At 42.9% G+C, this 21,110-nt stretch carries 21 protein-coding genes; 6 read left to right on the plus strand and 15 right to left on the minus strand.

The features are described from left to right. Positions 1 to 27: 27 nt before the first annotated feature. Positions 28 to 1,476, minus strand: a complete 1,449-nt coding sequence (locus tag H6G97_RS00210; protein ID WP_190938750.1) for a hypothetical protein — start codon at positions 1,474 to 1,476, stop codon at positions 28 to 30. Positions 1,477 to 1,607: 131 nt separating this feature from the next. On the opposite strand from H6G97_RS00210, the gene H6G97_RS00215 reads away from it, so the two are divergent. Next, positions 1,608 to 1,946 carry a hypothetical protein gene (locus H6G97_RS00215; RefSeq protein ID WP_190938751.1) on the plus strand — a complete coding sequence of 113 codons (339 nt, stop codon included), beginning with the start codon at positions 1,608 to 1,610 and terminating at the stop codon, positions 1,944 to 1,946. A gap of 48 nt (positions 1,947 to 1,994) precedes the next feature. On the opposite strand, the gene H6G97_RS00220 is transcribed toward H6G97_RS00215, so the two are convergent. The 8 genes from H6G97_RS00220 to H6G97_RS54630 form a co-directional block, all read right to left on the minus strand. Then, complete coding sequence (locus H6G97_RS00220; protein WP_190938899.1) at positions 1,995 to 2,468, minus strand: hypothetical protein; 474 nt, start codon at positions 2,466 to 2,468, stop codon at positions 1,995 to 1,997. 93 nt (positions 2,469 to 2,561) lie between these two features. After that, a complete protein-coding gene (phnE, locus tag H6G97_RS00225; RefSeq protein WP_190938752.1) occupies positions 2,562 to 3,356 on the minus strand; it encodes a phosphonate ABC transporter, permease protein PhnE in 795 nt (264 codons plus the stop codon). A gap of 152 nt (positions 3,357 to 3,508) precedes the next feature. Beyond that, the gene (locus tag H6G97_RS00230; protein WP_190938753.1) at positions 3,509 to 4,243 is read right to left on the minus strand and encodes a phosphonate ABC transporter ATP-binding protein; all 735 of its coding nucleotides are present in this window, start codon (positions 4,241 to 4,243) and stop codon (positions 3,509 to 3,511) included. 226 nt (positions 4,244 to 4,469) lie between these two features. Continuing rightward, positions 4,470 to 5,444, minus strand: a complete 975-nt coding sequence (locus H6G97_RS00235) for a phosphate/phosphite/phosphonate ABC transporter substrate-binding protein (protein ID WP_190938754.1) — start codon at positions 5,442 to 5,444, stop codon at positions 4,470 to 4,472. Between the two features lie 149 nt (positions 5,445 to 5,593). Further along, on the minus strand, positions 5,594 to 6,256 hold the full coding sequence (locus H6G97_RS55810; RefSeq protein WP_422394149.1) for a Rid family detoxifying hydrolase: 663 nt from the start codon (positions 6,254 to 6,256) through the stop codon (positions 5,594 to 5,596). Then, entirely contained in the window at positions 6,220 to 6,720 is a 501-nt protein-coding gene (locus H6G97_RS55815; RefSeq protein ID WP_190938756.1) for a pentapeptide repeat-containing protein, read from the minus strand. Before H6G97_RS55815 ends, H6G97_RS55810 begins: the two co-directional genes overlap by 37 nt. A 110-nt stretch (positions 6,721 to 6,830) precedes the next feature. Further along, complete coding sequence (locus H6G97_RS00255; RefSeq protein WP_190938757.1) at positions 6,831 to 7,262, minus strand: NUDIX domain-containing protein; 432 nt, start codon at positions 7,260 to 7,262, stop codon at positions 6,831 to 6,833. Positions 7,263 to 7,296: 34 nt separating this feature from the next. Further along, complete coding sequence (locus H6G97_RS54630; RefSeq protein WP_277883233.1) at positions 7,297 to 7,431, minus strand: hypothetical protein; 135 nt, start codon at positions 7,429 to 7,431, stop codon at positions 7,297 to 7,299. Between the two features lie 35 nt (positions 7,432 to 7,466). Here H6G97_RS54630 and malQ point away from each other — a divergent pair, with 35 nt between their 5' ends. Beyond that, positions 7,467 to 8,975, plus strand: coding sequence for a 4-alpha-glucanotransferase (malQ, locus tag H6G97_RS00260; RefSeq protein WP_190938758.1), 1,509 nt, complete (start codon positions 7,467 to 7,469; stop codon positions 8,973 to 8,975). A gap of 84 nt (positions 8,976 to 9,059) precedes the next feature. Here the strand turns inward: malQ and H6G97_RS00265 are convergent, their stop codons facing one another. Together H6G97_RS00265 and H6G97_RS00270 are read right to left on the minus strand one after the other, a co-directional pair. Beyond that, positions 9,060 to 9,875, minus strand: coding sequence for a helix-turn-helix domain-containing protein (locus tag H6G97_RS00265; protein ID WP_190938759.1), 816 nt, complete (start codon positions 9,873 to 9,875; stop codon positions 9,060 to 9,062). Next, on the minus strand, positions 9,847 to 10,662 hold the full coding sequence (locus tag H6G97_RS00270; RefSeq protein ID WP_190938760.1) for a pseudouridine synthase: 816 nt from the start codon (positions 10,660 to 10,662) through the stop codon (positions 9,847 to 9,849). Before H6G97_RS00270 ends, H6G97_RS00265 begins: the two co-directional genes overlap by 29 nt. A 137-nt stretch (positions 10,663 to 10,799) precedes the next feature. Here H6G97_RS00270 and H6G97_RS00275 point away from each other — a divergent pair, with 137 nt between their 5' ends. Next, positions 10,800 to 11,513 (plus strand): LmeA family phospholipid-binding protein, encoded by a 714-nt coding sequence (locus H6G97_RS00275; protein ID WP_190938761.1) that lies wholly within the window; start codon positions 10,800 to 10,802, stop codon positions 11,511 to 11,513. Between the two features lie 123 nt (positions 11,514 to 11,636). Here the strand turns inward: H6G97_RS00275 and H6G97_RS00280 are convergent, their stop codons facing one another. Continuing rightward, positions 11,637 to 12,524: a phosphatidate cytidylyltransferase gene (locus H6G97_RS00280; protein WP_190938762.1), complete on the minus strand. Its 888-nt coding sequence runs from the start codon at positions 12,522 to 12,524 to the stop codon at positions 11,637 to 11,639. A gap of 281 nt (positions 12,525 to 12,805) precedes the next feature. Beyond that, positions 12,806 to 13,408: a precorrin-6Y C5,15-methyltransferase subunit CbiT gene (cbiT, locus tag H6G97_RS00285; RefSeq protein WP_190938763.1), complete on the minus strand. Its 603-nt coding sequence runs from the start codon at positions 13,406 to 13,408 to the stop codon at positions 12,806 to 12,808. Between the two features lie 94 nt (positions 13,409 to 13,502). Between cbiT and H6G97_RS00290 the strand changes: the two genes are divergently transcribed. The 3 genes from H6G97_RS00290 to tatA all read left to right on the plus strand — a co-directional run bounded on the left by H6G97_RS00290 (position 13,503) and on the right by tatA (position 16,498). Continuing rightward, positions 13,503 to 14,906: a serine/threonine protein kinase gene (locus H6G97_RS00290; RefSeq protein ID WP_190938764.1), complete on the plus strand. Its 1,404-nt coding sequence runs from the start codon at positions 13,503 to 13,505 to the stop codon at positions 14,904 to 14,906. 209 nt (positions 14,907 to 15,115) lie between these two features. Beyond that, complete coding sequence (locus H6G97_RS00295) at positions 15,116 to 16,198, plus strand: DNA-methyltransferase (protein WP_190938765.1); 1,083 nt, start codon at positions 15,116 to 15,118, stop codon at positions 16,196 to 16,198. A gap of 126 nt (positions 16,199 to 16,324) precedes the next feature. Then, complete coding sequence (tatA, locus tag H6G97_RS00300; protein ID WP_190938766.1) at positions 16,325 to 16,498, plus strand: twin-arginine translocase TatA/TatE family subunit; 174 nt, start codon at positions 16,325 to 16,327, stop codon at positions 16,496 to 16,498. Between the two features lie 198 nt (positions 16,499 to 16,696). On the opposite strand, the gene cphA is transcribed toward tatA, so the two are convergent. Beyond that, entirely contained in the window at positions 16,697 to 19,402 is a 2,706-nt protein-coding gene (gene cphA, locus H6G97_RS00305; RefSeq protein WP_190938900.1) for a cyanophycin synthetase, read from the minus strand. Positions 19,403 to 19,846: 444 nt separating this feature from the next. After that, complete coding sequence (locus H6G97_RS00310) at positions 19,847 to 20,710, minus strand: cyanophycinase (RefSeq protein WP_069072616.1); 864 nt, start codon at positions 20,708 to 20,710, stop codon at positions 19,847 to 19,849. Positions 20,711 to 21,110 lie beyond the last annotated feature (400 nt).

Consider the following 21,110-nt stretch of genomic DNA (forward strand, 5'->3'; position numbering starts at 1 on the left):
TTGGGCTACGCATACTGTAAAGAAGTTTTAAATTAGAGAAGACTGCAACAACTGTTGCATGGATGTAGCCTGCACATGGTCAGGGAACACGGTTAAAAAGTCATTTAAATTTTGAATAGCTTCACGAATAGATTCTGAAGAAGCACTATTCGATAAGGCATAGCGATATAACCGCTCTGCTGGTTGAATATATTGAGCAGCTAAATAGTAAAGGGCTAAATTAAAGGTATTAGACCAGTCTTTAGCATCTTTTTCGTAATGCTGTTTAGCAAGCTTGATGGCAAGTGCTAAGTCAGCCCATGCTTTTTCTGGTTGGTTAAGGGCTTGGTAGACTAAAGCGCGATTATATAAATACCAATTACTGTCAGAATCTAAGTCAATAGCGCGGTTGAAATCTACAAGCGCCCCATTATATAGCTTTAGCATCAGGTAAGTTCGACCGCGACTTGCGATCGCCCAGGTATCTTTAGGGTTAAGTTCAATGGCGCGGTCAAAGTTTTCTAGAGCTTCTGGGTAATGCCTCATTAAACGGTAATTTACACCGCCATTTGCGATCGCCAAATCATATTTTGGATCGAGTTCAATCGCACTGCGATTGTCTGTAATACCTTTTTGAGTTAGATATTGTTGGGCTTCTTCTTCTGTAAAGGGTTCTAGAGGGAAACGAACTATTAACCCCTCGTAAGGTGCCCAATGATTTTTATCTAATTCCTGCCGACCGGCGATGGTTATCAATATATTGAGAGATACTTCACCGTGGCGACCATCCAAAATTTCTCGTAGCCAGTTATCTAGAAATTCTCCTGTGCGTTCATAAGTATCAAGAAACAGGACAACAGGAGTTTTCTCAGCAATTTTAAAAATATCTTGCAAAAATAACGGGGTTAGCACTTCTTCAGGTTCTTGAACTAATAGCACATCATCTTTATTTGTTATTTTTTTTGCAACATAAGATGCCCATTCTCCAGCTTGGGTAGCGAAAGCATCCTCATCCACAAAGTCAAATACAGCACCGCCAATGGGAACTCGACGCGCCAGAGGCACACTAGTTTTTACCATAGTTTTCCCTATAAAAGCGGAAAAGCCTTGAGGAGCTTCTGGATCGGTTTCTAATTCTTGGCGCTTTTGACGGTAAACTTTGTAGCGTTCTGTAAACTGCGTTAGTTTATGACCTTGCCGTTCTAACTCTTCAGCTAGACGACCCATGATTTCTGGTACAGTTTTTTCAGCTTCATCGATGTAAGCCGAAATGATTTTTGCTTCGTTAGCAATTTTACGAAACTGTCGCAGCAAGGTACTTTTACCAACTCCGCCTCGACCCCAAACGTTATACAGAAAACGACGGCGATCGTCTTCTGGGGGTAATGCTAAATTTTGGCGAAATTGGTTTACTTGGTCTTCACAACCCACAAAACCTGATTGTTGACGTTGCTTAAGAATATCTTGTAGAGTTTTGGGCTTGTTTTGCGGGTTCATTACAAGATTTAATTTTGAGGTATTAATGCTTATAGAATAACTACTAAATATAGATGCTATATTTCGGAATTTATCAAACTTATTTTAAGTATTTTTACGTGTAACCTTAATTTAATTTCAATGTTGACCTTTTGAGGCTCAATGTTGACCTTTTGAGGTTCAATGTTGACCTTCTGAAGCTCGACGTTGACCTTTTGAGGCTCAATGTTGACCTTTTGAGGCTCAACTTTGACGTTCTGAGGCTCAACTTTGACCTTTTGAGGTTCAATGTTGATCTTTTGAGGTTCAATGTTGACGTTCTGAGGCTCAACTTTGACCTTTTGAGGCTCGACGTTGACCTTCTGAGGCTCAAAAATGCCCTGGCGATTAGAAGTCGCGGCTACACAGATAAAACCCGCCTGCGCGGGTTTCAAAAATCTTTAGATACAAGACGCAAAAAGGGCATAACATTGTTATGCCCCTACAAATGATATGTATTTTACCAAGTTGACAACTCGTATAATTGCCTATTTCAAGCTTTAGCTAACTGAGACTTCGGGTTGCTTTTTCTTAGAACGGCGGTTAAACCTGCGTCCCATCTCATCAATTACTGCATCTAAACCTGCGACATCACCGCTAGCTTTGGCATAGCTATAAACTGCTAATGCTGCTGCATAAGCTTCGCTAGCAGAGGCTATGCAGGTATCATCCACCAATTCTTGCAGTTGCGTTAGAGACAAAAGCACTGGATACAACGCCTCAAACAGCGCCAAATCTCGGCGCATCTCTTCTAAATCAAAAGAACGAGGCAAAAAGTTAGGGTTTTGTGTCGCCACTTCTAAGGCAATGCTTACAAAAGCCCGACTTTTATCTCCCATCTTTAGCATTGTTCGCCGATCTTCAGGGGTCAAATCTACCAAAAACGGTAACTTTTCTCTAATTGTAGCGATCGCTTGCATAACCGCTTCCTTATCTGCTGGGGATAAGCTGGCACTGATACGATTTTCTGAAATTTTTAATACTCCTTTAGGATACTTAATTCCAGTATTCCCAAAGTTGTAGAAGCGATTGCATTAGTTTTTAAGATAGGCTACCGCCAGAATTCGTTACATAGAATCGAGTCGATGACGTAATTTGCTACTAAAAGCATCAATTACAGTGACGACTACCAAAAGCACTAACATCATGGTTGTTGCTTTGGTGTACTCGAACCCGTCGATGTAACTTTTTAACTGAAAGCCAATACCACCTGCACCAACTACACCCAAAACAGAAGCAGCACGGATGTTGTACTCAAACATCCAAAAGGTGTAACCCAATCCCAGAGGTAACACTTGCGGGAGAATGCCGTATTGAGCAATCTGTAGCTTGGAGGCTCCGATAACTTGCAAGGATTCAAGAGAACGCGGATCAACCGCTTCAATTGCCTGTTGATAAAATTTGGCAAGGTAGCCGATGGTGTAGATTCCCAAAGCTAAAGTTCCTGCTGGTGCGCCTAAGCCAGTGGCGGCAACAAAAATTAGCCCCAGAATAATTGAGGGGACAGAACGCACAGTATTTTGCAGTAAATTAGCTAGCGATCGCAACCACCCAGGCGCAATGTTGCTGGCACTAGCTATAGCAATCGGTACAGAAAGAATGGCTCCAATGGTAGTTCCCCATAAAGACATCTGTACAGTTTCAATTAGTGCCTTAACTGCAATATCTAAAACTTTCCAATCGGGAGGAAATAACCGAGTGATAAAATCGGTGATGTATGGCCAGCTAGAACGCAGCAGTTCAAAATCGAGTTTGAGTCCTCGCAAAGCCCAACCATAAACTACTACGACAATTAATAAGATGAGTAGAGAACTCAGCCAAGGGTAGAAGCCTAAGCGTTTTATAGCAGTTTTCTTTTGCATGAAGTACAAAACTACGGGTTTGGAGGCAGGAGGCAGGAGTTAGAAACTGTTTATGTCTGGTCTGATTTTAGTTTCTGCATTTGGTATCTCAGTTACTTGCAAACTGCTGTAACTTAAAAAAGGAACTCATATTGTATTAAATCAAATCCCACTCAAGCGGAAACTTGAGCAAATTTAGCTTGTAAGTTGTCACAAAGCCCTTGGTAAATGACGCGTCCAGCATCTAAGACGATCGCTTGCCCTGCGTATTTTTCTGCAATTCCCAAATCGTGCAAAACTGCGACAATAGTCATGCCTTGCTGAGTGTGCAATTGGGATAGAGTTTCCATCACTTGTTGCGATGCCACAACATCTAAGCCTGTGATGGGTTCATCGACTAAGAGAATTTGTGGTGATTGAATTAAAGTCCGGGCGATCGCTACTCGTTGTTGCTGTCCACCACTTAATTGACTGGTTTTTTGAAAAGCTAACTCTAAGAGTCCTAACTGTTCTAATAAATTTAGTGCCAATATGCGATCGCGTTTGGAAAATCCCAACAGTGTTTGCCAAGTTGTTCTTTTACCAAGGCATCCGCACAAGACATTTTCTAGTGCTGATAACTGCCGAATCAATCCGCCACCTTGAAATAACATACCAACATCGCGCCGAATTTTTGGCAGTGTTCGGGGATTCATCTCAACATTATTGACGATGATTTCTCCTCTGGCTGATGGTACTAGTCCAACTAGCGATCGTAGTAATGTAGACTTACCAGCACCGTTTAGCCCCAGCAAAACGACAAATTCACCGCGTTTAATCTGGCAATTAATCCCGTTAAGAATAGGACGATTCAGAGATGCAGCATAAGCTGTTTCTAGGTTATGACACTCAATAACATAATCATTCATAGAAATTTATTTATCTGCTAAGAGGATGTTTTAAAAGTTCTTTGGTCGGTAGCAAAACGTTTTAGATCCCCCTAAATCCTCCTTGAAAAGGGGGACTTTGATTCTGGTTCCCCCCTTTTCAAGGGGGGTTAGGGGGGATCTAGAAATGCCTAAAATTACAGCCGACCATTTTTAAAACATCTGCTAACAGTTATTCAAAATGTTCACTGAATAACTGTTAACTAAATTATGGTTCAATGCCAGCAACTTGCAGAGCGTCACGCATAACTGCTAAGTGACGATCGTGGTTAATTGGCACTAATTCTGTGGAATTATACAAGTCGCTTAACAATTTATTATTTTCCGACTTATTTAATTTTAGTAAGGCGTTGATGATTTTTTCGCGTGTTGGGGCTGGAACATCATCATCAATGGCAATACCGTGGGCAGGTACACCAGTAATTTTGTGCAGAACCCGTAACTGACTCTTCTCTTCGGCGGTGATATAAGGTGGATTCAGAGCATATTCTGAGACAACAGCTACATCAGCTTGACCGCGCACAACTGCTTGCAAGGCTTTGCTGTAATTACCGCCGTAAGAAATTTGACCAAAGAAACCATCTAAGCGATCGCGGTTGGGTACAAATTTTTGTTTGACCAACTCAGCGACAGGGATAATAAACCCAGAGCCAGAAGTAGGGGAAGTAAAAGCCATTTTCTTGCCCCGCAGTTGTTCTAAAGTGGCTTTAGGTGAATTTTGAGTTTTTAGGGGACTATTCTTGGGAACAACAAATGTTGAGCTATAGGTGTATCTTCCAGAATAAGTAGGACGAACTTCGGCTAGATACAAGCTAGCGTTTGCTAATTGTTTTGCTTTCAAAGCCGGACGGCTACTTAAAAAAGCGACATCAGCCCGATTTGCTCTTAAAGCTTCCACAGCAGCTGTATCATCACCAACTTGGGCAACGACTGGAATTCCTAACTCTTTCGATAAAAAAGCTCCTACTGCATTTGCCTTATTTTGCAAGTCTGTAGAATCAGCACGACTGGGAAAAACTATTGTTAAAGTCTTCTGCCGTTGAGTAAGTAAGCGTGGTGTCTGTTGATTAGTAGTGGGGTTGGCGATCGTTGCCTGCATAGCCCCTACTGTGCTGACTACTAAACCTGTAAGCACTGCAAATGCCGCACCAGCACCCAATAAACTCTTTTTCCTAACACTCATTTGCAACTCTCCATTAGGAAGTTTTCTCAGTTTTTTTGCTAATTAATTTTAATTAACCCCTAAAAAAGATGTATAGCTTTTAAGAAGAAAAGTCAATAATAAAGCCTAGTTTGTTTGTATTGTAGGCTTCTTTTATGAGTGTATTGCTACTAACCGCTAACTACAGCGATCGCATCAATTTCTACCAACACATCTTTAGGTAAGCGTGATACCTGCACACAAGCCCGTGCTGGGGCTGTATCTTCTGGAAAATATTTAGCATAAACGGCATTCATGGCTGCAAAATCATTCATATCAGCTAAAAATACAGTGGTTTTCACTACATCTTGAAAAGTCGCACCAGATGCTGTGAGGATGGCTTCAAGATTAGCTAATACCTGCTCGGTTTGCTTTTTGACATCATCAGTGTAAACGACATCACCAAGGCGGGGATCAATGGCAATTTGTCCAGCCACGAATATAAATTGACCAGAAGCTGCGATCGCTTGATTATAAGGGCCGACTGGTGCGGGTGCGTTATCAGTATTAATTACTTTACGAGTCATAGATATTACTTTCTCTAACGATGTTTCTTGTTTACCGATTTCCACTTCAGAAGCGATCGGTTTGTAGACTTCTCCATCTGGCATTATCGCACCAGTTAGGTCTGCATCTTTAAAGGTTGCCCCATAGATATTTGCTCCAATTAAATTTGCCTTCTTCAGATTTGCACCATCAAGATTTGCCATTATCAAATTTGTATCTGAAAGACAGGCTCTTTCTAGATTTGCTTCTTTTAGACAGGCGTTTTTGAGATTGGCTTGTCCCGGTATACCCCAACTAAATTAGCCTCAGCTAGATTCATTCCTGACAAATTACATTTCTCCAAACTAACTCCCCGGAGTATAGCTTTATGGAGATTTGCACCTTGAAAATTTACTCCAGTTAGCTCTACCTGAGTAAAGTTTGCTTTAGTCAAGTCTGCTTTAGTCAGATTTGCAGCTTTCAAGTTTGCATAACTTAAGTCCGAACCGCTAAGGTCTGCCCAACTTAAATTAATTGATCCACCTTGCATCCACATTAAATTTGTACATCTTAGGGATGCTCTAGAGAGGCTTGCTTCCCAAAGATTAGCTTTGGTCAGAGTTGCTTCACTTAAGTCTGCTCCATTTAAATTTCCTTTATATAAATCTATCTCACTCAAATCTTTGCTTGTGAGGTCTACTCCTTGAAGATTTGCTGAATGAAATTTCCGTTGTCCTGCTGCGTATTTCTCTAAAAGTTCCTCAGCGTCCATAATGCAACTTTAAATACCACTGACACAGTATAATCACAAAAACTTTGTGTCACAGATATTCCTCTCCCCTCTTCTCTCTGCGCTCTCTGCGCCTCTGCGGTTCGTCTCTCTTACCCCAACCTTGGACGTATCCCATAATGCCGAAACCGCCAATAATCGCGCAGAATGCGATCGTGGTCAAAACATAAATTACCAGGCACACGCCAATATTCAAAAATGCCTACACCCTTGGCATCATCCCCAGCCTTTGGTTCCCCCGTAGCTGTCGCCAAAAACACAATGCTAATCGTATGCTGACGCGGATCGCGATTGGGATCAGAATACACCAGTAATTGTTCAACTAACTCTACCTGCAAACCCGTCTCTTCTTCAGCTTCCCGTCGGGCCGCCACTTCCACCGTTTCCCCATAATCTACAAAACCACCAGGAATAGCCCAACCTAAGGGTAGATTATGTCTTTCAATTAACACTATTGGCCGATGAGGTCGATCTACTAGTTCAATGATGATATCAACTGTTGGTGCAGGATTTCGGTAAGTCATAATTATTTAGTCATTAGTCATTGGTCATTGTTCATTAGTCAAGAGCAAAGGACAAATGACTAAGGACAAAAATGAGTTTACTTGATTTACCTTGCAAATACTGTTCCGTGATAAATTCGATGCGATTGGCTTTGCCACTGCCCCTTGGGCGATCGCATAGCGTGTCCATCAGATAATTGCTCCCTCTCATAATTCAGGTTAAATATGCCCTTTCCTAGATCCAGTGGTATTTTGCTGCATCCTACCTCCTTTCCCAGCCGATTTGGCGTTGGAGATTTAGGCTTAGAAGCCTATCGCTTCATCGATTTTCTTAAAGATACCCATCAACAATATTGGCAAGTTTTACCCTTAGGGCCCACTGGATACGGCAATTCCCCCTATATGTGCTACTCAGCAATGGCGGGAAATCCCCTGTTGGTTAGCCCAGAAAAACTGCGAGATGAGGGTTTGCTCACTGAAGAAGACTTTGCTAATTTACCAGGATTTCCGGTAGAAAAGGTAGACTTCGACCAAGTTGTGCCGATTAAAATTGAGCTTCTGAAAAAAGCCTGTGAAAACTTTAAAGCAAATGCTACGGACATCCAAAAAAACGAGTTTGCAGGTTTTTGCGACAGTAAAGCCTATTGGCTAGATAATTACGCCTTATTTATGGCGCTGAAAGATGCCCACGAAAATGCAAGCTGGCATACATGGGAGCCAGAATTTGTCAAGCGCGAATCCGAAGCATTAGCTCAGGTAAAGGATCGGCTTAATGGGGAGATTTTTTATTACAAGTTCGTCCAATTTGAGTTTTTCCGGCAGTGGTCAGAGCTAAAAAGCTACGCCAACATGCGCGGTATTGACATTATCGGCGATATCCCCATCTACGTATCTCATGATAGTGCCGACGTGTGGGCGCATCCCGACATCTTTTGCTTAGACGAAGAGACAGGAGTTGCCGCCCAAATGGCAGGAGTTCCACCAGATTACTTTAGCGCCACCGGTCAATTGTGGGGCAACCCGGTTTATAACTGGGAGGAATTACAAAAACAAGACTTTAAATGGTGGGTGCAACGCTTTGAGGCAATGCTGGATTATGTAGATATAATTCGCATTGACCACTTCCGGGGCTTTGAAGCTTATTGGTCAGTATCCCAAGGCGAAGAAACTGCCATGAATGGTAAATGGGTGGAAGCGCCTGGAGACGCTTTTTTTGAAGCGATTAGGGAGAAGTTGGGCAAGCTACCCGTCTTGGCGGAAGATTTAGGAGTAATTACACCAGAAGTAGAAGCACTACGAGACAAGTATGAATTTCCGGGGATGAAGGTTTTACAGTTTGCCTTCGGTTCTGATCCCGGTAATCCGTTTTTACCATTCAATTACCCACGAAATGCTGTAGTTTATACCGGCACTCACGATAACGACACAACTGTAGGCTGGTTTAATTCAGCCAGCGACTACGAAAAGCAAAACCTGTTGCTTTATTTAGGTTGTGTTAGTCCTGAAGGCATCCACTGGGATTTAATTCGCCTAGCTTTGAGTTCCATAGCTAACCAAGCGATTATTCCCTTGCAAGATATTTTGGGATTAGGAAACGAAGCGCGGATGAATTTTCCCAGTGTTGCTGAGGGTAACTGGGAGTGGCGCTATCAAGCAGCAGCGCTGAGAGAGGAATTAGGCGATCGCTTAAAAGTTCTTACCAGGCTCAATGGACGCGCCCCGGAAGGACAATAAGGTAGGGGGGCAGGGGAGAAAGTTTTCTCTTTTCCCCCTGCTCTAAGCTTTGTGCCCCTCTGCCTCTTCCCAATGCCTTATATTTTAAAATTTAGGTTTTGCAGCAATCCTAACTTCTTCCTCTTTCCCCGGTTCTCCCATTTCCTTGGCTTTTTCTTGATTGATGCTCATTAACACGCCACCAGCATTATCAGTTTTCACAGTGAGTTGCTCTTGGGCTTTCCAAATCCGGTGAGTTCCCTCTGGGAGAATACCTTCAAACTCGGTTTTGCCATCGGCTACTACGCGAATCCAAGATGACGCTTTCAAAGTGACACCAATCTGTACAGCCTTTCCCTGTTGGACGGCGCTAAGGGTATCGTTAACTGATTGAACCTCCACCGATTCTTTTATTTGGGCTATCTCTGGTTTAACAATGGATTTTTGTTTTGGATATGGCTGGTTTTGGCTATTACTTGCTTGTAGTACAACATTATTTAATAACTGAGATAAACCATTTACTGAGCATACTATTAGTAATATGTAAAGAAAGTAAAGATGAATCGGACGTAGTTGAGCAAGGGGTGAATGATTCCCCATACTTTGAGGGTTCACTTGTGCAGAACTGATCGGAAAAGTGCCCGAAAATTCTACTCCATTCAAGCCTAGTGCATCGGCAAATTGCCTGAGCAAACCTTGTATATAGACTGGTTCTGGCAGATCGTTTAAATTACCTTCTTCGATCGCCTGCAATAATCGCCGGGGAATTCTGGTTAATACAACCACTTGCTCTAGAGATAGGCCCTGTTCTTGCCGCAATGCCCAAAGTTGAGCGCCTAATTCTGCCAACTTTTCGGCTCGTTGTTCCTCTAATGAAAGTGATGGCTGGTGATTATTCTTCTTCTTTCTTAGCCATTTCATGCCTACTGACACTCCTTAACTCCGCTGATTCTTTAATAGGTCGCGTTATCTGATCTTGCAAAAAGCGAATTTCATGATCTTTGAGGGAACGATATTTACCCTCTGACAATAAGGGGTCTTTTGGAGTTTGTAATTGAATTGAGCCGATAGCAACTCGATGCAGCTTGATTACTGGGTATCCTAACTGTTGAGCTATACGGCGAATTTGGCGATTTCTTCCCTCCTGCAACACTATTTCTAAAAAGCTTTGCTCGGCACGACATTCTATTAGATGTACTTTAGCCGCCCTGGTTTTTCTACCCTCCAACATCACACCCTGACGCCACATTTGTAGTACTTTTTCTGAAGGATGTCCTTTGACCAAAACATGATATGTCTTGGAAATACTGTGGCGGGGATGGGTTAATCCAAATGTCAGTTCTCCGTCATTGGTCAGGATTAATGCTCCTGTGGAGTCTGCATCTAAACGCCCAACTGGGTGAATACCTGAACCCTCTCGTAATTCTTTCGGTAGGAGATCCAAGACTGTTGGTCTGCCGTGAGGGTCGTAGCAAGTCGAAACCACTCCTGCTGGTTTGTGCAGCAATAGATATATTAAAGCCGGACGCTGCTTTTTGGATACAGGCTTATCATCAATTGCGATCGCATCTTTTTCGGGATCAACTTTTTGACCCAAATGTGCCAATACTCCATTAATCCGCACCCGTGAGTGCCTAATCATTTCTTCGGCTTCACGACGTGAGGCAATACCCCATTGAGCGAGAATTTTTTGTAACCGTGCCTCCATGTGGAAATTGCTTATTTACTGTTAACAATTAAATGATATTTGCATTTTGTAGCGAGTAGGCATAAATGTTACATTTAAAGCTTGTTTAATTTCTGTTCGGTTGTTGAGAAAATACTCATACATAGATTGGTTAGTAGATGCCAGAGCAAAATTCCCAAACAACAAGTGCAAATAAAATCCGCATAATTACGCAGGTACTGACAACAGCAGTCAAGCTCTGGTTAAGAGCGCAAGTCAGCCAAATATCAGAATTAGAAGTGGAGATCAAAGCGAGCGATCGCCAACTTATTTCTGGACGCATTCCCTCAATATCTATTTTTGCTACTCATGCAGTTTATCAAGGTCTCCTGATTACACAAATTAAATTAATAGCAGAAAATATTCGGATAAATATCGGCTCCGTACTCAAGGGTAAACCTCTGCGACTTTTAGAAACAGTACCAGTAATTGGCGATTTAATCGTAGACGAGAAGGATCTCAATGCTTCTCTCTCATCTGATTTATTATCAACTGCTTTGAGTGATTTATTGGTTAAGGTTTTACCAACACATTACCCACAGTCACAACCAATTAGTTGGCAAGAAATTATCCTTGAGAACAACCAAATTATACTGCGAGGCTTAAGAGTAACCAATAGTAAAACAACGCCTGTAGAAATTTGTCTGGGCTTAAAGTTACAAAGTGGGCATGAGTTGCAAGTGGTACATATCCCAATCCACCCCCACCAGGAAGATACATTAAACAACAATCGTGAGTATAATCTCGATCTTGGCTCAGATGTTGATATCCAAGAACTAACGCTAATCCCAGGCAAGTTGATGTGTCGTGGGCAAATTAACGTTAATCCTTGATGGGACTGGGGAGTAAAGAAAAGAATATAGGTTACAGGTGACAGGTGACAGGTTATAGGCTACAGATTATTCCCTACAACCTGTCACCTCTCCCCTAATCCCAATGCCCCATGCCCAACTTACCTATCTACTAAGTAGTGGTAATAACAACGTTACAAAATAATAAACCAAAGGAGCAGTGAAAATATAACTATCAGTACGGTCTAAAATACCACCGTGACCGGGGATCAGCTGTCCCGAATCTTTTACTCCAGCATCCCGCTTAAGCATCGATTCGGTAAGATCCCCTAAAAGACTAGCAATGCCAATCAGCAAACCCAATGCAAGACCAGTGAAGGGGGATCTGGGCAAGTGTAAATAATAGGCTCCTGCTATGGCTACAGCAACACTTGAAGTAATGCCAAAGACAGCACCTTCTACAGTTTTTTTCGGGCTAATCTCAGACAAACGGGTTTTCCCAAAGAATTTGCCAATGGTGTATGCACCGATATCAGCTGCCCAAATACACAAAAAACTCAGCAGCGTTACTGTAAAACCTTGTGGTAAAGAAGCGGAATTTGCCTTTTCCCAGAAATCTGCCCAGGTTGTGGGCCAGTAACCTCCAAAAGGAATATTGCTAAAAGCAGCACTATGAATTGCTCGTAATCGTACCCAGTAACTCGGTAAATAACCTACATAAAATAGCCCCATGATAGAAGCAGAAACATCAGCGATCGTGGCAAATTTGGGCTGAAATAGCAGGTAAAAGCAAATAAGTGTGCCAGCTATTGGCATCACAGCATCAGCTAAACTGCCATCTAGGGTACAAATCACTAGCAAAACTTGGCTGACAGCCATAGTGGTTTTAGCAGCAGGAGCGATGCCTCTGGCTCGTACTAAATTAAAATATTCCTGTTGACCCAAAAAGATGATAACTGCAAAGATGATGGTAAAGTACCAACCCCCCAAAAGGGTTGCAGAAAGAGCAAGAGCGATCGCAATAATTCCACTAATAATCCGAGACCAAGGCATAGAAGTATTAAATATTGGGAATGGGGCATTGGGCACTTGTACTGAGCGACGCCGTAAAGCCTACGGCATAGCTACGCTTAGGACGAAGCCTCTCGTAGAGAAGTACTGGGCATTGGGCATGGGGCATTGGGCATGGGGCATTGGGTATGGGGCATTGGGCATGAGGAATTAATTAGTTACTCTTTTTTCCCTTGCTTTCTCTGCTCTCCCTACTTCCTCATCTCTGTTTTCTCCCTTCCCTTGCCGTCTCTTCCAATGCTCTATGCCCCATGCCCCATTCCCTAATCCAGTTTCTCACCACTGAGGATAAAAATAGGATCAACGGCGGTAAAGCTTTGAGAAAAGCCGCGCGTCTCTAAGCGGTTAACCGCAGACTGGACAACTTCGATATTTCTAGCCCTTAACAGAGAAAAGCTCTGGGAAATAGCATACAGACTTTCTAGATTAGCAGCTGTGGCTACAACCCGACCGGATGGGGGCAAATAATGCCATGCGGCTTGCAGAATATCTTGAATGGGGCGTCCTCCCTCGATACAAATCCGGTGAGGGGCAACCTTGAGGTCATGTAAACACTCTGGGGCGCTGCCTTCAACAACTTCAACATTTTTCACATCAAAGCGATCGCAGTTACGCTTGATCAAATTAGCTACTTCTTCATCTCTTTCTATGGCGATAATCTGTCCACCTGGACACAATAACCCCACCTCTACCGGAATTGTACCCGTCCCTGCGCCAATATCCCACAACACAGAATCTGATTTTAGCCGCAGTTGGGCAATCAATAGCAGTCGAACTTCTCGCTGACTCATGGGAATTCCTGGCAAATGTTCAAATAATTCATCAGGAATACCAGGGGTAATATAAGGCCAAAGTTGGGAGGGCATAGAACTACGCAATTATACTAAAGATATCGATTTGCCAAATTGAAAAGCTATAAGCTATAAAAACTTTTCAACCTTAGCATTATAAGAAAACATAATGATTGGCGAAATATTAGGCGAACGCTACGAAGTTCAGCAACTACTAGGAAAAAAAGCAGGGCGGCGGACGCTATTAGCTCGTGATTTGCAAACTCAGGAATTAGTCGTTATCAAATTACTTTCTTTTAGTAGTGACTTTGAGTGGGATTCACTCAAGTTGTTTGAGCGAGAAGCCGAAACTTTAAAAAACTTAGCACATCCCTCAATTCCTGGCTATTTAAACTACTTTGAAGTAAATTTACCAACCATCAAAGGATTTGCTTTAGTACAAACTTATATCCCTGCACAAACTTTAGAGCAATACTTACAAACTGGGCGAAGTTTCACAGAAATTGAAGTCAAACAGATAGCCAAAGCACTTTTAGAGATTCTCGTTTACCTACATGGGCTGTATCCGCCTGTAATTCACCGTGATATTAAGCCTAGCAATATTTTATTAGGGGAGCGTTCTGGCAATAGTATCGGTCAAGTTTATTTGGTAGATTTTGGCTCAGTGCAAACAGTCCTGGCTAGCGAAACTGGCACAAGAACTGTGGTAGGAACCTACGGCTATATGCCACCAGAGCAATTTGGCGGACGCACTGTTGCAGCATCAGACCTTTATAGTTTAGGCGCAACCTTAATTTATTTAGTGACGGGTACTCACCCAGCCGATTTACCCCAAAAGGATTTTCGGATTCAATTTGAACAAGTGGCTAATCTGAGCCCCAGCTTTAGCAATTGGTTAAAGTGGATGATTGAACCTAGTTTAGAACGGCGTTTGAGTTCTGCTGACCAAGCGATTGCAGCTTTAGATAAACCACAACCAACAAACTTACCTGCTTTAGTTGGCAGCAAACCAGACGGAAGTAAAATTCAACTAACGAAAAATTGGGATTCTCTAGAAATTATCATTCCACCAACTGGTTTCCATCCATCAGTAGTGTTCACAAGTTTATTTGCGATCGCCTGGAATTCATTTGTCCTTTTTTGGACAATTAGCGCACTCTCAACACCTTTTCCTGCCAACATCCCTTTTGCCTTGTTTTCACTTCCTTTTTGGGGTGCTGGCTTTATGATGGTGTATAAATTTCTCTTTCATTTATTTGGACGCATCTGCTTACGCGTGAATCCCAAAGAAATTGCCATAACCTGGGAGTTGTTTGCTTGGAAATTTTATCGCCCCCGTGCAGCACCAAGAAAAAGTATTACTAAGTTGGTTTACATTCCAAAACATTTTACAAAGGACTCTGAAGGCACTAGAATTGCCGTTCCAGCACAATTGGATATTTGGGTAGGAGTAAAAAAATATCAACTTGGTGATATTAGTGGTGCTATTAAATCTGAAGCAGAACTGGAATGGCTAGCTCATGAATTAAGCGATTGGTTAGGTTTACCAATTACTAATCCAATTAGAAGTTAGTTGCGCTGATTATCCCTTTGTTCAAGGTGTCCAGTTCTGTTTCGACCATACTTATATAAAACACCAATACTAGTATGAGTGTAGATATTTACACATTGCCCTATTCATCCAGCAAATTGATCAAGAAAAATAGCTAAGAGTTGGAAAAATTATGCTTTTATGAATAATACTGTATTCATAAGTCGTACAAATGTACTAACAAGGTTTAGATGAGACTTAATTGTAACCCTTACTACGAAACAAAATTTGGTGCTGCTTATTTGGGAAACAGCCTAGAATTAATGGCAGGTATTCTCGACGAAAGTATTGACCTAATTTGTACCTCTCCACCATTTGCATTAGTTCGTAAAAAAGAATACGGAAACGTTGATGCTGACGAATATGTTGAATGGTTTAAAGATTATGCAGCACACTTTTACCGTATTCTTAAACCAACAGGCTCACTGGTTATTGATATTGGTGGCAGTTGGATTAAGGGGATGCCAGTCCGTTCTCTTTATCATTTTGAACTGGTTGTTGCCTTGTGTAAACCAAAAGAAAAAGGTGGACTTGGATTTTATTTAGCACAAGAATTGTATTGGTATAATCCAGCAAAACTACCCACCCCTGCCGAATGGGTAACAATTCGCAGGGAAAGAGTTAAAGATTCGGTAAATACAATTTGGTGGTTATCAAAAGAACCGCATCCTAAAGCTAATAATCGAAGGGTTTTAAAGCCTTATAGTGATGCTATGAAAAACCTTTTGAAGAATGGGTATACACCCAACCTTAGACCATCAGGCCATGACATTTCCAATAAATTTGGGAAGGACAGGGGAGGAGCTATTCCACCGAATATTATTGATGGGCGTTGTAATACAAACAAAGAAGAAATAGGACAACAGACTTTTATACAAGAAACTCTATTTGAAGATTTAGTCCAGCCTGTAAATGTGATTTCTGCCTCGAATACCGCTTCCAACGATTATTACCAAAGGCGTTGCAAACAAGAAGGTTTTAAGCCACACCCAGCAAGATTTCCTCAAGCTTTACCAAAGTTTGTCATCAATCTTTGTACAGAACCAGGTGATATTGTTTTAGAACCTTTTGCTGGTTCTAATATGACAGGTCGAGTTGCAGAAACTTTACAAAGACGCTGGTTAGCTTTTGAGATTGATGAAAATTACATCAAAAGCTCAAAACTGAGATTTGAAGAAAATGCTCCTTTAGTTGTTGAACCTCCAGCAGATTTACCACCAATAAGAATAGAAAATGCTGATCATAACCAATTATTAGAGTTAGGACTGTTTTAGTGCATGGTTTAAGTTCCCACTGCTGTTCAGTGGCCCCCTTCAACCATCTACTTATTAGTGGCGGACTCATCTGCTTTGAGCCATTAATGTCTATATTTAATTACAGATGCCTTAGAGGATATTTATATGTTTGGACTAGGATGGCCAGAAATAGCTGTAATTAGCATAGTCGCTGTTCTCATTTTTGGGCCAAAAAAAATTCCCGAACTGGGAACTGCACTGGGCAAAACCTTACGAGGTTTTAAGGAGGAGATGAAAACTCCCAGCGAAGAAACCGATTCGGAACAAGAAAAACAATAAGAAAAAAAGTGAATACAGGAAGAGCCAGTGCGGTCTATGGTTCTCCCCAAATGGAATAACTGGCGTTTAGGAGAAATGCACTCACGAGAAAATGCATTTTCATGAGAAATTTCTGAATATAGTTTTTCTCATCAAGAGGGTTGGAGCAACGAGTCATAGTCCCGTTGCACAGAAATCCTTTTGATTCCTGATTCCTGATTACAGCAATGTATTAACAACAGAAGAAGATGTTATGCCATTTTGGGAATCTACAACAGTTGTGCCAGTATTTTGCTGGTGTGTCTCTTCCTTCGCTAAACCTCGCAGCTTAATCAACTTAATAGCCCGAGTAACGCTTTCTGGCAAAATTACCACCAGACTGTTATCAGGAGCCATATCTAAGCCTTTATTTATGGCTTGGGTTTCATCCAGAATTGATTCATAGCGGCTATCAGGCTTGACTTGGGTGATGCCTTGAATAATCAACTGGGCGGCTGAACCCCGTAGGCGTCCCCGTGTGTCATCGTCTTCTTTGACGATGATGTAATCAAAAATTTGTGCTGCTAGTTTGCCCAATGTAACAAAGTCTTCGTCGCGGCGATCGCCTGGCCCACCAATTACGCCAATCCGTTGCCCTGTAGTCCAATTGCGTACAAAGGAACCTACAGCTTCGTAACTGGCTGCGTTGTGGGCATAGTCTACCAAAGCGTGGTAGTTTCCTAAATTAAATAAATTCATCCGTCCTGGTGTTTGACTAACTGAAGCCCGGAAGGTCTTCAAACCAGCACGAATCTGTTCAATTGTGACGTTTTGCACGAATGCTGCCAAACTTGCAGCTAAAGCGTTGGCAATCATAAACGGCGCACGTCCGCCCATTGTTAAAGGTATATTTTCTGCTCTTTCTATCCGGTGTGTCCAATCACCTTTAACAATTGACAAATAGCCATTTTCATACACTGCCGCTACTCCGCTCTTTTGGATGTGCTTCCGCACCAATTCCGAGTTGGGGTTCATGGTGAAGTAAGCAATATTAGCCTTAGTTTTTTCTGACATGGCAGCGACGCGATGATCGTCGGCGTTAAGTACCGCATAGCCATCAGGGAATACGGCTTCGGCTACTACGCTCTTGAGGTTAGCTAACTGCTCAATGGTTTCTATATCGCCTATTCCTAAGTGGTCAGCGGCTACATTTAATACTACCCCTACATTTGCAGCTTCAAAGCCTAATCCAGAGCGGAGGATGCCACCGCGAGCCGTTTCTAGTACCGCTACTTCTACTGTGGGATCTTGGAGGATGACATGGGCGCTTTGAGGGCCTGTGTTATCGCCAGATTCAACTAAGTAATCACCGATATACGTTCCATCAGTAGTCGTATAACCTACTACTTTTCCAGTTTGCTTATAAATATGTGCTAATAGTCGAGTAGTGGTGGTTTTGCCATTAGTACCCGTGATGCTGAGAATGGGAATTTGGCTAGATTGCTCGTTAGGAAACAGCATATCCATCACTGCGCCGGCGACGTTACGGGGGATGCCCACGCTGGGGGCAACGTGCATTCGAAAGCCGGGAGCGGCGTTAACTTCGACAATCACGCCATCAACTTCCCGCAGCGGACGGCTAATATCCGTGGTGACGATATCGAGTCCAGCAATATCCAAACCGATAATCTTGACTACCCGTTGTGCCAACCACAGATTTTCTGGGTGAATTTCATCGGTACGGTCTACAGCACTACCACCTGTACTTAAGTTTGCCGTTGCTCTGAGATAACAAATAGTACCCTTGGGTGGCACGCTATTTAGGGTGTAGCCTTGCCTTTCTAGCAACTGGTAACTGGTGCGGTCTAGCTCAATCTTGGTTAGGACGTTATCATGCCCTTCACCGCGATTTGGGTCAAGGTTTGTTTCCTCAATTAGTTCGGCGATGGTGGATCTGCCGTTGCCAATGACATGAGCGGGGACGCGTTCGGCTACTGCTACTACTTTGCCATTTACCACTAGTACCCTGTGGTCACGCCCAACGTAATATCGTTCGACAATAATTGAGCGGGAAACCTGTCTGGCAGCTTCGTATCCGGCTTCAGCTTCTTCCCAAGTTCTAATATCAATGGTAATCCCCCGTCCGTGATTGCCATCCAGTGGCTTGATGACGATGGGATAGCCGCCAACGAATTCAATGGCTTGTTCCAAATCGTCTAAGAAGTTGATCACTGTACCTCTGGGCACTGGCGCACCAGCGGCAGCGAGGATGCGTTTAGTGGCTTCTTTATCGCAAGCTAGTTCTACACCCAGAATGCTGGTGTTGTCTGTCATTGTCGCCTGCATCCGCTTCTGGTTCACGCCGTAGCCTAGCTGAATCAAAAAGCGGGCTTCTAGCGACATCCAAGGAATACCTCTTTTTTCTGCTTCTTTGATAATCGCTTCTGTGGAAGGGCCTAAAGAAGCATCACGGGTGAAGTCTTTCAGGTCTTGGATATCTTGCTCTAGTTCTGCCTTGGGATAACGGCCTCGATCAACGATACTCTGGCACAGCCGTACTGCTGCCCGTCCAGCGTAGCGTCCCGCTTCCTCGTTCTGATACTCGATCACTACTTGGTAAATTCCGGGTGTGGCAGTTTCGCGGGTGCGACCAAAGCCAACATGCATACCAGCTAATTCCTGGAGTTCTAGGGCTACGTGTTCTACGATATGACCAATCATAGTGCCTTCTTTGACTCGCATCAGAAAACCACCACGACAGCCAGGAGAACAATAATGACCCTCCAGACTCGGCAGCGCCTCAACTAGTCCTTCATAAAAGCCAGGGATTTCATTCGAGGGCGTCTCGGCGAGGTTTTCTAAATCGAGGCGCATGACGATCAGCTTGTGGCGTCGAATGCTCCAATAGTTTGGGCCGCGTAAGGTCTGGATCTTGAGGATTCTCATGGGAATAGGTAGATGGAGATTCGGAACCAAAATTCTAGTTTCTTACTGGAATTGACCGCCAAACTGTTCGTTGCAAACAGTTTTTTCTTTTTACATACTATTCTCATCATTTTTCTACAACAAGAAATAAATGTGCGGTCAACCGATTTTGGATTTTAAATTTATGATTTTGGATTAAAAGAGACAATTAGGGTACTTAGCTCTTTTAATTTTAGATTTACGATCGCAAAGGCTTAACGAGTCCTTGAGGGTTTTTAGATTTTGTTTAGCCCACTTTCTGGCGGCATCTGCCAAAAAGCTCTTTTAATCTAGAATCCGTCTTGAAAAGATTTTTAGGTGGGGAAACCCTCCTTAAAACTTTTGTCTGTGACACGCTACGCGAACGCAAAATCCAAAATCTAAAATTTGTGGCCAACTCAGTGTAACCTCAGATACTCTATCCCGTCAGCTGGAGATACGGTGTACAGCAGGCAATACAGTGCGCTGGTACAAGTGGAAGCGATCGCCATAGCTGAGGATATGGAGACGTAAGTTATGCACGGTCAACGGTTCATTAGCACCGACATGGGGTTCGTTAGTGTGGGTCAGCTCAGTGGGATCAACAATGGTGACACTGCCTTTGCCCATAACTTGTAACCAACCATCACGTTCAAACACTGCACAAGTATCTTCGTCAATGCCAATACCTAAGCGATCGGGATGAGCTGAGATTGCACTAATCAGTCGCCCCATACGATTACGGTTGTGAAAGTGTTGGTCAACGATTACTTCAGGAATAAATCCTAAACCTGTTGCCATATCAACTAGGGAACGATTTGGCGACTCTCCACTACCGCCGCCAGCAATCATGTGATGCCCCATCACTGCCGCTCCTGCACTGGTGCCTGCTAAGGTAAGTTGCCCCGCCCTCACCCGCTGACGAATAATTTCCATTGCTGGCGTATCTGCCAATACACCACAAAGACGCAGCTGGTCGCCTCCTGTCAAAAATACTCCACTACAGGCTTCTAAGGATGCTTTGATCTGGGAGGCTTCACACTGTTCTCGTTCGCGGATATCTAAAATTTCTACCTTCTGAGCACCCATTTCTTCAAAAATGCGAATATACCGACCACCAATGATGGCAGGTTCGCGAGAGGCAGATGGAATAATTGTAATATAAGCCTTACTAGCACCGGCGCGTCCAAAAAAAGTTCGTAGGATTTCGCGCCCATGAACTTTATCTTCTGCACCTCCGATAACCAGAACGGCGGTTTTAGTTGCTTGGGGTGTCCTCATTTCTAGCGATTTAGCTTGTAATTGCGGCATTGTGTTTCTCCTGTCAACAACTTCAGGTGAATTTAACAAGGTTCATAAGCAGCCATGATTTTTGCGCTTTGCTTTTTTGAGAGGACACTTTTCGGAAGTTTGGAACTGGGTCAGCCACTCTCCAAATTTTCGCCTAACGCTCGCGTTGCCTCAGTTTAAACGTGTTCCTTCCCATTCCTCAAAGCCAGTGCCTTGTTTTTCACCTGTCCACTTGCAGCAGGGCAAAATAGTCTTGATAGGGCTAAACTCCCCCTTTGAGGTTGAGGACAAGCAGTTAAGACTACGCTTTTTTCTGAGGCTGGCTCGATGCATCCTGGAAGTTGTTAACTTGATAAGATTATTAATTTAAATGTAGTTGTGACAACATTTAAACATAAATTAAGTAATTAGAAAAACTTTT

Origin of the sequence: Nostoc flagelliforme FACHB-838, assembly GCF_014698065.1 — a bacterium.
Classification (GTDB): domain Bacteria; phylum Cyanobacteriota; class Cyanobacteriia; order Cyanobacteriales; family Nostocaceae; genus Nostoc; species Nostoc flagelliforme_B.